Origin of the sequence: Frischella japonica (assembly GCF_014489845.1) — a bacterium.
GTDB classification, from domain to species: Bacteria; Pseudomonadota; Gammaproteobacteria; order Enterobacterales; family Orbaceae; genus Frischella; species Frischella japonica.
Genome location: NZ_JABURY010000019.1, coordinates 144,041 through 160,262 on the forward strand (window position 1 = coordinate 144,041; position 16,222 = coordinate 160,262).

The 16,222-nt window shown below is 34.9% G+C and carries 15 protein-coding genes, 1 pseudogene and 1 riboswitch; of the genes and pseudogenes, 7 read left to right on the forward strand and 9 right to left on the reverse strand.

What is annotated here, in order from left to right:
• Positions 1-37 precede the first annotated feature (37 nt).
• A complete protein-coding gene (gene ubiD, locus FcAc13_RS09925; RefSeq protein WP_187756063.1) occupies positions 38-1,501 on the reverse strand; it encodes a 4-hydroxy-3-polyprenylbenzoate decarboxylase in 1,464 nt (487 codons plus the stop codon).
• Positions 1,502-1,765: 264 nt separating this feature from the next.
• On the opposite strand from ubiD, the pseudogene FcAc13_RS12535 reads away from it, so the two are divergent.
• Positions 1,766-1,867, forward strand: a pseudogene (locus tag FcAc13_RS12535) (hypothetical protein); the annotation flags it as partial.
• A 126-nt stretch (positions 1,868-1,993) separates the two neighbouring features.
• Here the strand turns inward: FcAc13_RS12535 and thiD are convergent.
• Genes thiD through thiM form a run of 3 tightly spaced genes read right to left on the reverse strand, consistent with a single transcriptional unit; the run spans position 1,994 to position 4,244 of the window.
• Positions 1,994-2,785, reverse strand: coding sequence for a bifunctional hydroxymethylpyrimidine kinase/phosphomethylpyrimidine kinase (thiD, locus tag FcAc13_RS09930; protein ID WP_187756064.1), 792 nt, complete (start codon positions 2,783-2,785; stop codon positions 1,994-1,996).
• Positions 2,782-3,459: a thiamine phosphate synthase gene (gene thiE, locus FcAc13_RS09935; protein WP_223064585.1), complete on the reverse strand. Its 678-nt coding sequence runs from the start codon at positions 3,457-3,459 to the stop codon at positions 2,782-2,784. Before thiE ends, thiD begins: the two co-directional genes overlap by 4 nt.
• Positions 3,456-4,244 carry a hydroxyethylthiazole kinase gene (thiM, locus tag FcAc13_RS09940; RefSeq protein ID WP_187756065.1) on the reverse strand — a complete coding sequence of 263 codons (789 nt, stop codon included), beginning with the start codon at positions 4,242-4,244 and terminating at the stop codon, positions 3,456-3,458. Before thiM ends, thiE begins: the two co-directional genes overlap by 4 nt.
• 40 nt (positions 4,245-4,284) lie before the next feature.
• Positions 4,285-4,394: riboswitch (TPP riboswitch) on the reverse strand.
• A gap of 197 nt (positions 4,395-4,591) precedes the next feature.
• Between thiM and gutQ the strand changes: the two genes are divergently transcribed.
• From gutQ to dam, 4 genes are all read left to right on the forward strand, one after another.
• Positions 4,592-5,569, forward strand: a complete 978-nt coding sequence (gutQ, locus tag FcAc13_RS09945) for an arabinose-5-phosphate isomerase GutQ (protein WP_187756066.1) — start codon at positions 4,592-4,594, stop codon at positions 5,567-5,569.
• Between the two features lie 226 nt (positions 5,570-5,795).
• Positions 5,796-6,317, forward strand: coding sequence for a shikimate kinase AroK (gene aroK, locus FcAc13_RS09950; RefSeq protein WP_187756067.1), 522 nt, complete (start codon positions 5,796-5,798; stop codon positions 6,315-6,317).
• A gap of 62 nt (positions 6,318-6,379) precedes the next feature.
• On the forward strand, positions 6,380-7,099 hold the full coding sequence (locus FcAc13_RS12445; RefSeq protein WP_187756068.1) for an SPOR domain-containing protein: 720 nt from the start codon (positions 6,380-6,382) through the stop codon (positions 7,097-7,099).
• A gap of 37 nt (positions 7,100-7,136) precedes the next feature.
• The gene (dam, locus tag FcAc13_RS09960; RefSeq protein WP_187756069.1) at positions 7,137-7,949 is read left to right on the forward strand and encodes an adenine-specific DNA-methyltransferase; all 813 of its coding nucleotides are present in this window, start codon (positions 7,137-7,139) and stop codon (positions 7,947-7,949) included.
• 101 nt (positions 7,950-8,050) lie between these two features.
• Here the strand turns inward: dam and FcAc13_RS09965 are convergent, their stop codons facing one another.
• A complete protein-coding gene (locus tag FcAc13_RS09965; RefSeq protein ID WP_187756070.1) occupies positions 8,051-8,674 on the reverse strand; it encodes a LysE family translocator in 624 nt (207 codons plus the stop codon).
• Positions 8,675-8,793: 119 nt separating this feature from the next.
• Positions 8,794-10,251 (reverse strand): LTA synthase family protein, encoded by a 1,458-nt coding sequence (locus FcAc13_RS09970; protein WP_187756071.1) that lies wholly within the window; start codon positions 10,249-10,251, stop codon positions 8,794-8,796.
• Between the two features lie 272 nt (positions 10,252-10,523).
• Between FcAc13_RS09970 and FcAc13_RS09975 the strand changes: the two genes are divergently transcribed.
• Together FcAc13_RS09975 and folA are read left to right on the forward strand one after the other, a co-directional pair.
• Positions 10,524-11,591: an MJ1255/VC2487 family glycosyltransferase gene (locus tag FcAc13_RS09975; RefSeq protein ID WP_187756072.1), complete on the forward strand. Its 1,068-nt coding sequence runs from the start codon at positions 10,524-10,526 to the stop codon at positions 11,589-11,591.
• 34 nt (positions 11,592-11,625) lie between these two features.
• On the forward strand, positions 11,626-12,114 hold the full coding sequence (gene folA, locus FcAc13_RS09980; protein WP_187756073.1) for a type 3 dihydrofolate reductase: 489 nt from the start codon (positions 11,626-11,628) through the stop codon (positions 12,112-12,114).
• A 282-nt stretch (positions 12,115-12,396) separates the two neighbouring features.
• Here folA and FcAc13_RS12450 read toward each other — a convergent pair whose 3' ends face one another.
• The 3 genes from FcAc13_RS12450 to FcAc13_RS09995 all read right to left on the reverse strand — a co-directional run bounded on the left by FcAc13_RS12450 (position 12,397) and on the right by FcAc13_RS09995 (position 16,172).
• Positions 12,397-12,696, reverse strand: a complete 300-nt coding sequence (locus tag FcAc13_RS12450) for a CHY zinc finger protein (RefSeq protein ID WP_220680049.1) — start codon at positions 12,694-12,696, stop codon at positions 12,397-12,399.
• A 1,186-nt stretch (positions 12,697-13,882) separates the two neighbouring features.
• Positions 13,883-14,776 carry a PfkB family carbohydrate kinase gene (locus tag FcAc13_RS09990; RefSeq protein WP_187756074.1) on the reverse strand — a complete coding sequence of 298 codons (894 nt, stop codon included), beginning with the start codon at positions 14,774-14,776 and terminating at the stop codon, positions 13,883-13,885.
• Positions 14,769-16,172: a hypothetical protein gene (locus tag FcAc13_RS09995; protein WP_187756075.1), complete on the reverse strand. Its 1,404-nt coding sequence runs from the start codon at positions 16,170-16,172 to the stop codon at positions 14,769-14,771. The genes FcAc13_RS09990 and FcAc13_RS09995 overlap by 8 nt, the downstream gene beginning before the upstream one ends.
• Positions 16,173-16,222: the final 50 nt, after the last annotated feature.

Sequence of the window (16,222 nt, forward strand, 5' to 3'; positions counted from 1 at the left end):
AAATGGTGAGAGGAAATTACTTAAAAAATGAAAAAGATTAAATCCCTAATTCATCCCAAATATTATCAATATGCGCAACAATCTTGGCATCTTTTGTAATAATTTTACCCCATTCGCGCGTTGTTTCACCTTGCCATTTATTTGTCGCATCTAAACCAATTTTAGAACCAAGACCAGAAACTGGCGATGCAAAATCAAGATAATCAATCGGTGTATTTTCAATAAAGGTGATGTCACGCTTGGGATCCATGCGGGTTGAAATTGCCCACATAACATCTTTCCAATCACGAGCATTAATATCATCGTCACAGATAATTACAAATTTGGTATACATAAATTGCCGTAAATAGGACCATATGCCCATCATGATACGTTTGGCATGTCCTGCGTATTGTTTTTTTATCGTCACAACTGCAATACGGTATGAGCATCCTTCAGGTGGTAAATAAAAATCAACGATTTCCGGAAATTGTTTTTGTAAAATAGGAATAAACACTTCATTTAAGGCCAATCCCATTACTGCTGGTTCATCTGGTGGGCGTCCAGTGTATGTTGAATGATAAATCGCATCATTACGACGAGTAATATGAGTTATAGTAAAAACGGGAAAACGTTCTACTTCATTATAGTAGCCAGTATGATCACCATAAGGACCTTCTAAAGCCGTTTCATCTGGAGCAATATAACCTTCTAATACAATTTCTGCACTAGCCGGAACATCTAAATCACAGGACAAGGCCCTAACTACGTCACTACGGTGTCCACGTAATAATCCAGCAAAAGCGTATTCCGACAATGTATCAGGTACCGGTGTAACAGCAGCTAGAATAGTAGCCGGATCAGCACCTAATGCCACCACTACCGGAAAATTTTCACCTGGATGAGCTTTTTGCCATTCTTGAAAATCTAATGCCCCCCCACGATGCGCTAACCAACGCATAATCAATTTATTTTTTGCTAATCGCTGTAGACGATACACACCCAAATTATGACGTTCTTTATTGGGACCTTTCGTAATTGTTAATCCCCAAGTAATCAAGGGCGCCACATCTTCTGGCCAACACTGCATAATTGGAATTTTAGTTAAATCAACATCTTGATCTTTTACCACGTGCTCTTGACAAGCAGCCGATGAGCGTCGTTTTACTGGCATATTCAAAACTTGTTTGTATTTTGGCAGTTCAGTCAAAAAACTTCTGACCCCTTTTGGTGGCTCGGGCTCCCGTAAAAATGCTAATAAATGTCCAACTTCGCGTAATGCCGATATTTCTTCCTGCCCCATCGCCATTGCAACCCGTTTAGGGGTGCCAAATAGGTTACAAAGTACCGGAATATCATAGCCAATCGGATTTTCAAATAGCAATGCCGGCCCACCTTGACGTAACACTCTATCAGCAATCTCGGTCATCTCTAGATGAGGATTAACCGGATAACTTATCCGCTTTAGTTCACCCTGTGCTTCTAATTGAGTAATAAAATCTCTAAGATCTGTAAATTTCATAATTGATCCACATAATAATATCTATCCATAATTATAACGTGATTAGTACTAATCGGCACGTACTGTATTTAATTTGCCTGACCATCATAATAATTGTGTTTTACCTATCATTAACATAATGAGCAAAATTCAATAAATCTGAAGATAAAAAATAAAGATATATAAAATAGATTAATTAACTTTAACGTTAGTACGTTACATTATGGGGCTATACTTTTTCCTAATATACGATAATCAGGCATAACCTAATTTGCAGAACATGGTGTAGGTACTGCCAAGGTTAACTATTTTAATGTGGCAATTCCTTATGAAAATCGTCAGTTAATACGCGCAATCAAACAGCAATGCGATCCTAGTAAAAGGTAAAATAATCAAGTATATATTTCACATATAAAGAAACTTTAATCTATTGTCTTTAATGCATGATGACCAACAGATAATTACATATCCGTTGGATCTTCAACTTGATTATGCCAGCGACATGATATAACTTCACCACCAACGATAAAAATGATGAGTTGGTCCAATCCCTTTGCCAACATGGAGTCTATCTGCATTAGCTATTGCACCACTTAAATAATCCTTTGCTTGTTTAATTGCTTCGCCTAAAGTTAGTACTGGTAATAATGCGGCAATCGCTGCGGATAAAGTACAACCAGTACCATGAGTATTATTAGTATTAACTCTTCTTGTCGCATAACGTATTATCTCTTTCGATGTGATTAGAAAATCGGGGCATTCATCACCCGGTAAATGTCCGCCTTTCATCAAGACAGCCTTACAACCTAACTGTAATAATGCTTGCCCTTGCTGTTGCATTTGCGACTCATTAGTTGCTTCTGGACAATTAAGCAGAGCTGCGGCTTCCGGTAAATTTGGTGTAATTATCGTTGCCAGAGGTAAAAGTTTCTGACGAATAACATCTATGGCAGTTTGTTTTAATAATGCATGTCCACCTTTTGCTACCATTACCGTATCTAATACCACATATGGTAGCGGATTTTGACTTAATAGTTCAGCGACAGCGTTAACAATCGCTTCATTCATTAACATGCCGATTTTTAAACAATCAATGTTACTATCGTTAATTAACACATCAAACTGCTGTTTAACAAAATCAGCGGGGACAGGAAAAACATCTGATACGCCTTGGGTACTTTGCGCAGTAAGTGCTGTAATAACTGCCATTCCATAAGCACCTAACGCGGAAAACGTTTTTAAATCAGCTTGAATCCCAGCACCACCACTGGGATCTGAACCTGCTATTGTTAATGCTATTGTCATTTTTTTATTCCTTGTTTAGCTTGTTCAATAACATGGTAAAGTTGCCTTGTGGCATACGGTATATTTGGCTGCCCACAAATAGCTGAAATCACGGCGATTCCGTCACTCCCACTTTGCATAACTTCGGCGGCGTTTTGTAAATTAATTCCCCCTATTGCTACCGCAGGACATTGTTTACATTGATTAAGTTCTGCTAAAGTTGTTATACCTAATGGTGGTGCAGCATCTTGTTTCGTCATGGTTGGGAAAACGGGTCCAATACCTAAATAATCTACCTTTTGCCAATTAACTTGATTGATTTGTTGTAAATTTGATATTGATAATCCCAATAATTTATCGGCACCAATTAATTTGCGTACAACATCAACTGGAAGATCTTTCTGACCAACATGCACACCATCAGCTTCAACAGCTAAGGCAATATCAACTTGATCATTAATGAGTAATGGCACCGTGGTATCCTTTAATACCTGTTTTAATGCTAATGCAGCGAGATACCAATCACGACGGGTAAATTCATGTTCAGCTCTTAGTTGTACGGCGGTAACACCATTTGCGACAGCAATTCGAGTAGTATTAACCATACCGTCAATTCCACCACATAAATCAGGATCTAAAACGAGGTAAAGGGATAAATCGAGCTTTTTTTGACGCATATTATCTCTGCTACTCATGATATTGTTTCCATCAGCGAAAGCTGATCCCATAATGATATGGCAAATGTGCCAAGTCCTTGTTGATGAATGGCCATGTCAGCAGCTCTTTTCATCATAAAGCAAGCTGAAGCGGTAGCGGTTAACCGATCATCCGGTGTAGCAGCAACAAATGCGGCAACCATAGCCGATAATGAACATCCGGTACCGGTAACACGTGTAAGGGCGATATCGCCACCTGAAATGGCATAAACTTGTTGACCATTCGTCACATAATCCACTTTACCGGTCACTGCTACAATGGTTTGCACCTGACTGGCCAATTCTTTTGCCGCTTCTAACGCTATTTCGGTAGAATCTTGACTATCAACGCCTTTAGCTTGGGACTTTTGCCCAACCAGCGTCAATATCTCCGCCGCATTTCCACGAATCACGGTTGGATAACAAGATAATAACGCCTTTGCAATATTGGTTCGAAATGTGAGTACTTCTCCTACCGCAACAGGATCGAGTACCCATGGTGTTTTAGTCATCATTGCTGTATGTGCAGCAAGTTGCATACTCCTTGCCGATGATTGTTCGATGGTACCAATATTAATTAATAAACTATTGGCAATTTTTACAAATGATTCCACTTCTTCTTCCGCTACCACCATTGCCGGTGAAGCACCAATTGCCAATAGAATATTAGCAGTAAAATTTTGTACTACATCATTCGTAATACAGTGGACTAATGGATTTTGCAGACGGACTTGTTTTATAAAAGGAATAGCTTGATCGGCTTGAAATGAAATAATAGTGGTCATCCTCTCTCCTCATTAATATCGTAGAGAAGGTGACTATCGCAAGATAGCATTCCGACTTCCCTACGCTGGCATGATCCCAGATCAGGTTCAACGGGTAAGCTCTCAGCCATAAAACAATTCATCATTGTTATGACACCCCGAGTCAAATAAATAAGTAGTTATTATGCATGCTATTTTATAAACAATCAAATATCAAAATGATAATAAAATGAGCAAAAAATTTTTATTATTTTAATTTATTGTTACGGTTTTATTTAACAAATGTATGACGTCAATTAAACGTTTATTTACTTTTGAATGATTGTTGGTACACTAATTAAAATTTTAGATTAAGTACGATCAATTATATGAATTCACCATTACGCACAAAATTATTAGAATACGGACGTGAAGTAATAGAGTTAGAACTTAGTGAAGCGAAAAAATTACCTGCTCGTCTTGATCATAACTTTATTCAAGCCTGTGAATTAATGTTAACGACAAAAGGAAAAGTGATAGTTTCAGGTATTGGCAAATCGGGACATATTGGCAAAAAAATTGCTGCATCCTTAGCCAGTACTGGTACACCTTCATTCTTTATGCATTTAACGGAAGCATTACATGGTGATTTAGGTATGGTTAGCGAAACAGATATTATCATACTGATCTCATATTCTGGTCAGGCAAATGAATTTAATTACATATTGCCAATACTGAAAGATAAAGGTATACCAATTATTGCAATCACTGGCAAAAAAACATCGCCATTAGCCAGAGCAGCAAAAGCCGTCTTAGATGTCAGTATTGAAAGAGAAGCCTGTCCTATGGGATTAGCCCCAACGTCTAGTTCAACTAATACGCTACTAATGGGCGATGCATTGGCTATAACAGTAATGAGAGCGAAAAACTTTAATGAAGAAGATTTCGCCCGTTCTCATCCTGCTGGAAGTTTAGGGGCAAAATTACTTAATCGTGTAAAAGATATTATGCGTACTGGTGAACTTATTCCTAAAATACCTGAAAATGCTACTGTATTTGATGCAATGTTAGAATTAAGTCGTACGGGATTAGGATTAGTCATTATTTGTAATACCGATCGACACATTAAAGGTGTATTCACCGATGGGGATTTACGTCGTTTATTATTGAAAGACGGTACATTAAATGATCCAATTATACAAGTTATGACAACACCAGGGTATCGTCTTCCTGAGAATTGGAAGGCCATTGAAGCACTTAAATCATTTAACGATTATAATATCACTGCAGCCCCAGTGGTTGATCAAAATGATTGTTTGGTAGGAGCAATCAATATCCATGATTTGCATCAGGCTGGTATTTCATAAGGCTGAAAACTCTATGCAATTAAAGAAAGTTAATATTATTTATGCTTGGAAATAAATAATCAGCATTTTTTTATTGCAAAATAGCTCTATCTCCTGCGATAATTATCGCCCTAAATTTTGTCTTTAGAACGGAGACTAAAAGTATTGCAGTTTGTTTTTTTATCTGATAAAGATATTTAAAACAAATTGTCAGCATGTTTAACTAAATATAGATGATGAATTTATAATGGCAGAGAAGCGAAATATCTTTTTAATTGGCCCAATGGGGGCAGGTAAAAGTACTATTGGTAGGCAGATCGCACAACAACTAGGCATGGATTTTTTTGATTCAGATCAAGAGATTGAAAAACGAACTGGCGCGGATATCGCTTGGATCTTTGATTTAGAAGGAGAAGAAGGTTTCCGTACTAGAGAAGAGAAAGTGATTAACGAGCTTACTGAAAAACAAGGCGTTGTATTAGCCACTGGTGGTGGTTCTATTTTATCTAAAGATACACGTAATCGCCTATCTGCAAGAGGAATTGTGGTATATTTACAAACAACAATTGAAAAACAGATGGCACGTACGCAAAAAGATAAACGACGACCATTATTGCAAGGTAATAATAATCTTCGTGAACGTTATGAAGAGCTTGAAGAAGAGCGTGTACCGTTATATGAAGAAATAGCCGATATTACAATTAAAACAGACGAACAGAGTGCTAAAGGTGTAGCTAGTTATATTATTGAGCAAATAGAACAGATATAATTACACTGCTGAGTAATTATAATGTTTTCAAAATTTATGCATTGTGAGTCATAGGAGGCGTTGTGAATAAACCAATTCGTACAAATAAAGAAGATCGCTATTTCTCTGAGCAACCACAGAGCACATCAATTCTAACTCAATCTTTTTTTATGAATAAAAAGTTGATAATAATCATTATGGCTATAATTATTGTTGCTTTATTATTGATAATTTTTTTAATGGCTACAGGTCGTTCGCCGCAAGATGAGATTAGAAATAATTCTTTAAATGCTGGCGGTGGGCAAGTTAGTAATAACCGCGGTTATCAAACGCTAAATCCGCCGAGTCATATATCGTCTAACTCAACTTTTACAGATGTCGATCTCAGTTATGGCACAGAACGAATTCAGATACCTGATGACATAACTGAACATATGTCGCAATACTATAATGCAAATGGTTCGTTGATAGAATTCAATGGCGAAAACACCGATGTTGATTTCGAACATAACGAATTACCATTAGGTAAAACGATTCAAAATAATCATTATACCATTCAACTTATTGCAACATCTTCACTTGAAAGTATGATGGCTTTTGTCAAATCAAATAAATTGGCTAATTACCAAATCTACGAGACACGCAGAGAAAATAAACCTTGGTTTGTGCTTATTAAAGGTGAATTTGCTAACATTAAAGATGCAAAAACAGTTATACAATATTTATCAGCAGACTTACAACGCAATTCTCCTTGGGTTAAATCCGGTACAGTTGTAAATAAAGAAAAGCAAGTTTTGCAATGATCGATCAGTATTCTCAGAGAGTTAACGGGAGTCGCGTTTGAAAAAGCAACGTGCTTTTCTTAAGTGGGCAGGTGGAAAATATTCGCTTGTTGATAAAATAGTAAAACACTTACCAGATGGTGATTTATTGATTGAACCGTTCGTAGGAGCTGGTTCAGTTTTTTTGAATACAAATTATAAGCGGTATATCTTAGCTGATATTAATAAGGATCTCATTTCATTATTCAATTTCATCAAAAATAAACCGCAAAAATTTATTGAAGATGCCAAGCTATTATTTACCGAACAAAATAATCAAGCCGAAGCTTTTTATGAATTACGTGATCACTTTAATCATAGTAAAAATCCTTATCAAAGAGCATTACTATTTTTATATCTAAATCGACATTGCTATAATGGATTATGTCGCTATAACAGTAGCGGTGAATTCAATGTTCCATTTGGACAATATCATAATGTTTATTTCCCAGAAAAAGAATTATTTGCTTTTTCGGAAAAAGCACAGCGTGCTGAGTTTATTTGTGCCCCATATCATCAAGTCATGAATAAAGCACAAAAAGGATCCGTTGTTTATTGTGACCCACCTTATATGCCTTTATCGCAAAGTGCTAATTTCACGACTTATTATTCGATCAACTTTACAATACATGATCAGAAACATTTAGCACATATTGCACTAAAATTATCAAAGCAAGAAATTCCAGTGCTAATTTCCAATCATGATACTATTCATACTCGAAAATGGTATAAAGATGCTCAGCTACATTTAGTTGAAACTCGCCGTTCTATTAGTTGTGATGGACAAGGGCGAAAAAAGATTGATGAATTATTAGCACTTTACTCATATTAACTTTTTCAATATATTAATATATTTCAGTTAGAATACCCATAGCAATGTTGAACAGCTTGCAATTAAATTTTAAATAGGTCTTTTCTAATACATTAATAATATTAAAAATCCAGTGCAACTTTAAGACTTAACCCAAGTAAAATGACCGCTAATAATTTATCAATAATAAACTGTATTTTAAAATACCCTCGTCGCACTATTTCAGATTGAAAAACAATAGTAACTAAAGGCCACCATAGCACAGCTTCAATCCAGATAATCAATGCTACACATAATTTTTCTAATAAAGAAGAATCCAATGCCAAAACTTGTGTGAATATCGCTAAAAAAAATAGCGTAGCTTTAGGATTAAGTAAATTACATAAATATCCTTGCATAAAAGCTTTAAAGTAATTGATTTTACAGATATTGTAAGAACGATCTACATAACTCACACCATTTGTTTTAGCCAATAGCGCCTTTATACCAATCCACCCCAGGTAAGCAGCACCAACATAACGCAAAGTATTAAACAGCCATGGTGTTGTTTGAATCAATACGGCAATGCCAGCAACACAGTAGCTCATATGGGTAAAAATTCCCATAATAACACCCCAGCAAGTCATTAACGCATATTTATGCGGATAATTAAGACTGTTTCTCACAACCAAGAAAAAATCTGGCCCTGGTGAAATCATACCTAGCAAGCTAATAGTCGCAACAATGATAAATGACTCATATTCCATATTTTTTATACTCTAAAAGTTAATTGCCAACTATATTTGCCATTTATCGATAATCAACCGATATATTAATGACTGACGATTATTACTCATAATTCATGCTAGTCATAAATACAGCAATGTTAAGGTATGGCGGCTGAACAGTTCAATGTTGCTATATCGGTTAATACACGTTCAACATATTCTGCCCGATGTGTCACTTTTTGATCATTAAGATAATCGGTCCAGAATCGAGCATTAGATTTAATTTTTGCACCATCGAGAATAATTCGTGGCATATCTAATTGATAAATATTATCTGGTAAAGAGGCATATGGCCCGAGATCTTCCTTATTAGCATTAGTGATAACATAAAGAGAACGTGGCTTAGTCGATAATTTAGCAATGGTAGGTGTACCCGCTCCCATCATTAAATGGTCTGGAAAAATATAAAAAACAGTGTTTTCCAATATACCTTGCTGTTCAAGATAAGCAATAAATTGCCCAATATTATAATCAAGTGAAGCTGCGGCAAACGCCATATTATCATCTTGCTTATCAATCACTTTTTCCATTCGTTGATCATAAAAACCACTTGGAGCATGAGTTGATATAGTCGAGATAAATAATGCAAATGGTTGATTTTCTTTAGATAACTCTGTCACTTGACGTTTAGCAATATCAAACGTATCTTTATCATACAAACCAAAGGGCGCCTGTGGATATTGACCAGGATAATTTGATTCACTGACAATATCGATTCCTAGCATGGAAATGATATGGCCAATACCTGAAAAGGTTGGATCGCCAATCACATATCGCGTCTGATAATTTGCTTTATGCAGCACATCAGCTAAACTAACTAATTGGGTTTGTGAATAATTAGCAAATGGTTTAGTGTTTATCCCTCCTACTAAAAAAGGCATTCCCGTCATATAAGTATACATGGAAGCCGTGGTCCATGAACTGCCTTTCCCCATTGGGATATCGCCATAAAAACTATATTTTTGGCGTAATTGATTCAGATTAGGAGTTAATTGATCAAAATCTAAAAACCCTTTTTCAAATGACTCTAAAGATATAACGATAATATTTTTACCTTGTGTGGCATAAACCTGATTTTTTAGTGGATAATCACGCATATTAAGCTGAGTTAGAGCCTCTTGAAAATCTATCTTAGATGCACCAGTTATACGAGACAATTCAAGTAGTTTATCAAACGGGCCATGGCTATAATTAAGCGATAATGTCATTATTACGAATACCATTAGGCGCATTTGGACATTAATTTTTCTACGACAAATAGCGGCAAGTTTGGTTAATAAAAAAATAAAAACCAAAAATAGTAATACCGTTAATAAAGCTTGTAATTTAAAAATTAACAATCCTTCCCAAATATCATTAATATTTAAGTTAACAAAAAACTGATAATCAATAAATCCGCCACTAAAATAGATGGATATCACTTCCATTACAATAAAAATAGTTAGCATTAATACGATAATATATTTATATTTTTTAGCAGTAACAAACGAAGCTAACATCGTGGTAATAATTACTAAAGGAAAAACTATCCAAGCATTAACAGGAAAAAACAACATAATTCGATACAACTCATCGTTAAAAATACTGGTTAGTATATACTTAAACCTGTTTTTTTGCAGTTTTGATCAGTTTTTTATTTGCAGAAAACATAATGATCTTATGCAGTCGATCATGGTTTATAATAAAATAGCAAAAATAAGATTTATACGATTACAACAATAAATAATCTTTATTATTTTTTATCAATTAGATTGATATCAAATTGCTTAGATTCTGCTATGATACGTTAACAGCAATCACAATTGGCAAATATGATAAGGAAAATATAATGAAGATCCTTTTTGGTGTTCAGGGTACCGGCAATGGACACATTAGTCGTTGCCGCACTTTAGCTAAAGCTTTAAAAGCTGCTGGAGCTAATGTTGATTATATTTTTAGTGGTCGCAACGTTCAAGACTATTTCGATATGAATGATTTTGGTGATTATAAAACTTATGAAGGTATGAGCTTTGTTACCCAAAATGGTAAAATTAATATTCGTAAAACAATTAGTCGCATTCGTGCATTTCGTTTAATAAAGGATGTTCGAGAATTAAATCTTGACCAATATGATACCATTATCAGTGACTTTGAACCGGTTAGTGCTTGGGCGGCTTATCATCAAGAACGAAAATGCTTAGGGATCAGTAATCAGGTTATTTGCCAATATTTAAAACCGAAAGAATATGGTTTAATTGCTAATGCCATTATGAAATATTATGCGCCAGTAACTGATCCAGTGGGTTTACATTGGTTCCATTTCGGTCATACTTTAATCCCACCAATAATTGACCCAATGGTAAGTCAACCGGAGAATGAAAAAATAATTGTCTATTTACCATTCGAATCATTGAATAATATTTTTAATTTGATAGCACCTTTTAGCCAACAATATCAATTTGAATGTTTTCACCCCAATATAGAACATGCTTCAGTCGAGCATAATATTAGCCTACACCCATTATGTCGCGATAGCTTCACTCAAGCGATAGCTTCATGTTCCGGTATTATTAGTAATACTGGCTTTGGGTTGATCTCTGAAGCATTAGTGCTTGGAAAAAAAATTCTCACTAAACCCGTTTCCGGTCAATTTGAACAAATATACAATGGGCATTGTTTGCAGCAATTAGATTTAGCGACAGTGATGAATTCACTTGATCAAACTGTTCTTGAATATTGGTTGACACAATCATCACCAGATCCTGTTATTTATCCTGATGTTGCCCCACAATTAGCTAATTGGATTGTCTCTGGTCAGGCTGAACCGCTTTCCAATTTAAGTGAGCGTTTGTGGCAACAGACTCACTATCCTGAACATGTCCAGCAAAAAATTGCTGAATTAGGTTATATCTTATAGTTTAAACTAGGAAAAATATTTTAAAGAGCTAATTATGATCTTAAGTATTATTGTCGCGATGGCCAACAATCAAGTAATTGGGTTAAATAATCAAATGCCATGGCATTTGCCTGCTGATTTAGCATGGTTTAAAAAAAATACCTTACATAAACCGGTTATTATGGGACGAAAAACCTTTGAATCGATAGGAAGACCACTACCGAATCGACATAATATTATTATTAGCCGAACGCCTCAAACCAGCAATAATCCAAATATTACATGGACAACATCATTACCAGCAGCATTGGCTATTGTTAAAACGAGTCCAGAAGTATTCATTATTGGTGGAGGTAATATCTATCAACAAGTATTACCACAAGTGAATCGGCTTTATCTTACCCACATTAATACCGACGTTGCCGGCGATACTCACTTTCCTAATTATCATTGTGAACAATGGCAATCAATATTTAAAGAGTATCATCTAGCTGACGAAAAAAATCCCTATGATTATTGGTTTGAGATTTTGGAAAAAAAATAAACTTATTGCAATAATGATAGCAACAAATATTTCAAATTCATTTAATTACTGTTGATATTAACGATTAGATTTAAAAAATTTAAAAGCTCACTTTGTAATTTCTCACTTTACTATCATACTTAGCCTGATTTGAAATTCAGGCTATTTTGACAGGTGCAATCATTTTGATGCAATCTTTTAACTGGTTTCTATTTACTTTAGGAGCAAATGCTTCATTTGATCCTCACAGAAACACCTTACACAACATAAACTAAATTATGTTCATTAGCCATAAAATGATATTTACTTTTTAAAATATATATCTTGATGAAGGGCACATCGGGGATTAAATTCAGCCAAGCAAAATGGACATTTATAGTGTTGATATTGTTCATATGTTAGACATGCCTTACACTTCCCGCACATTACAGGTTTGGTATGATGAATTTGTATCGCGACAAACGGATGATCGCAAATTTCGTCATGACATTGATAACACGCAAAATATTGCTTACATTGACCACATTGAAGCGCCACAATATCATTTTCATTATGGTAATGTATACAGCGTCCGCTGTCGTCAGTTTGAATTCCTCGAATCATAGCCTACACCCAACTAAAGACAAAACAGTTAATGATTTCTCAAAAACGTAATATACCACCACTCAAACGCATCTCAGTTTATTATTATTTAACTGAATAGACATTTTCAATATTGAGTATCAATTATCAAACATATTCACTTAGAATATAATATATATCTTATAATTCTTGAATTAAATGCATGATGGTTAAAAAGTATAACTACTTTTTTTATTTACCACACAAAAAAAATCGTACTTAAAAAAATTTGCTGTTTTCTGCCAAGAATAACAACATTAAAAAGATGATTAATAAACCGCAATTAAGGCGATTATCGGTTGTACGAAACGGGTCAATACCTATTTCTTTTTAAGCAAAAAATAAAAAAATATGACTTGATAGGATATTTTCTTTATTAAAACTATCATACGCTAAATCCGTAAAATCATAGATTAACGATTAATCAACCATTTTGGTCTAATAGAGTCAAACACAAAAGTACCCAATTGTTTCTGAAAATAATCCCCACTTTCTGTAATTAACAAAACATACCAATTTTGATAACAAATCGCAGCTTATTAAAATTTCCCAATACCTAAACCTTTATTACACTTATTATTAATTGCAATTTTAGAATAGATAACTTTGTATTTAACAAATGATAGAACAGTTTATAGATGATTACAGATTAACTTTCACCAAACCAGAATAAAAACAATATAATTATTACTGAATATCTTTTGCCTTATTATATTATTCCTTATCAAAAAAACCTTGATAAATTTACTAATATTTAATAAAAATCGAAATATATTGTTTAATAAAGCTTTTGCTAAAGATCTCTTAAAAGTTGTTGAAATGTCTTCATATTTCACAAGAAACTGTGCAACTAGCAAAGATATAACTATTAAACAATAAAATATCACAGTATATTGTGGAAAAACTAGGCAGTTTATCGTAATGAAAATGATTTAACAGACTAAATCAACTTGCATTTTGCTATGACATCGAAATAAAAAAAATATAATAATATTAGCAATTATTTAATCACTAACTGAAATTTGAAAACCAACTTAAGCATAATGTTTGCTTTTCCATTAGCCTAAGTCGATTTGAAAGGTGACATGCAAATCTATCAGCAAATTGGCTAAAAACTTACAAGAATAAACGATACCTTTTTCAATAATGAATCACACTAATAATGCCATTATTTAGCTATAAATTTTTTTATCAATTCATCTGGCATTTTAGGCATTGGACCACTTTGTGTGCAAACATACGCTGCAACATGGTTTGCCTTAATATTAATCTCTTTTAATGAGCTCCCCTTTAAATACAAGGTACTTGCAGTTGCCATAAATGAATCGCCAGCACCAACCGTATCAATTGGGGTAATCTTTTCCGCTGGGCAGTAATCTTGCTCAGTTTGATTAATTAGGTAACTCCCTTCACTCCCACAGGTATAAATTAATAACTCTAATTGATAATGTTGATTAAGATAATCAAACAATACCTTAGGATCATTTTTAATATTGAGTAATTGGGCTATAACCGGAAGCTCTTCATCATTCAGTTTTAAAATGTGGCTTTGCTCAATTGAAAAACGCAAAATATCATTGGTATAATGGTTCTGGCGAAGATTAATATCAACAATAATTTTTACCTTTTCCGGCAATTCAGCCACAATTCTTTTTAATAATTGATGATTATTACTATTGCGTTGAATAAGACTACCAAAATAAATAGCCACGATATCATCTTGAAGTAAATGTTCTAACGATGTTGTTAGTTGGATATCATCCCAGGCGACGGGATTAAGAATGTTGTAGGTCGGCTTGCCGTCTGCATCGAGTTCCACCATCACTTTACCCGTTGCATAATTGGCTGAAATTTGTACGCTATGCGGAATAGCTAACATAGCCAACTGATTCAATAATTCTTTGCCATTATCATCATCGCCAACGGCTGATACCAATATAGCTTGAGCGCCGGCTGATTTAGCATGATAACAAAAGTTAGCGGCAGCGCCGCCAATTTTTTTGCCGTTAGGTAAATAGTCCCATAGAAACTCACCTACTGCGATCATCTTTAGGTTAGTCATATTCGATTATTCCTTGTTTGATATCGATATTTTTTTCCATACTGTCGGCTTGTTGTTGCCAATCTTCAAATTGTCCGTAAGCAGTATAAATTGTTGAACCAGTAGGCAGTTCTGGGTATTCATTTTCACCATTCGTTCCCCAATTTACCCAACCGGAATCTTTACGTTGCACAATTTGATAGCGACCAACAATATTACTGGTGTACCAGACCATAGCATACCCCGATTGTGGATTGATTTCAGCTGTTTTATTGGCAGCTAACGGAAAAATAGTTTGTTCTGGTACACTATTTACATCAACTTCCTTAGCAAACAAAACATCTCGATGACGCGGGCTTTTATGTACCACGTGATGCGCTTCACGTAAAATATCTTTTACATGGTCTCTAATTTCTTCATCTGTCAATATGCCTTCTTTAACACAAAATAATCGCCAAAAGAAATCCCAAGATACCGCATTAATATTATCACCAATAGAATCACGATATTGTCTGGCATTCTCAGAAAGTGTCTGCGTGGGTTGTGATAAAATACGATTTACTTCGGCTGCTAAAATTTTGGCATATAAATCACCTTCACGATAATAGGTTCCGCCATAACTAGCAAAACGCGAGAATACAACATCGTTCTGACCACTTTCATATTCATCACCAACGGTTATTTTGTTGATAACAGGCATACCATCGACAAAGGTAGTAAAATCATCAACGTCATAACGACGTCTAAACCAAGGTGATTGATAAAAGAATTCCCAAACAATGGAAAATTTTTTATTGTGTAACGCAGGATCAAGGCCATTAGGAACCTCACCATTAAAACGATAACGACAATAAATCGGTCCCTCAACCTCAGTGATACAATCAACAATACAATGTTCGGGTGGATTGATTAATCCGTTTGCTGGCGTAAAGAATGGACCGTAAAACCCACCAATAGCATTAGAACAATCTTTAATTAAATTACGTCCCTCCGCTTTTGCGGCAAAATATCTTATACCCCACTTACCGTATGAAGTTCCATCACCAGTACCACGACAGAGTTCTAAAATATAATGACCGGTATCCAGCCGTTTTACCCCGTCTGATAAAGTAGGTTTTAATTGCTCAATGCCCTTGATGTTTGCTACTGGGTTATTAGGTTGACATACCAAGGTATAGTTTTCGACTAATTTCGTCATATTGTTAACGATAAAAGCGATAGAACAAGCTGAAATACGCTGCTCATTACAATAAATGAGATCAAATAATTGATGGGGAACCGTTTCACCTTGTTCATTAACTAATCTCAAATCAGCAGGATTTATCCCTTCATCAGGAAAACATAATCGGGTCAACACCGGCTCATTGTTTCTGGTTAGTCCATCAGGATTATTGAGCATTAAGGTACATTTTTTCATTATAATTTGTCCTATATTTAATTGTAAAATCTGTTTTGTTGCTTGATAGC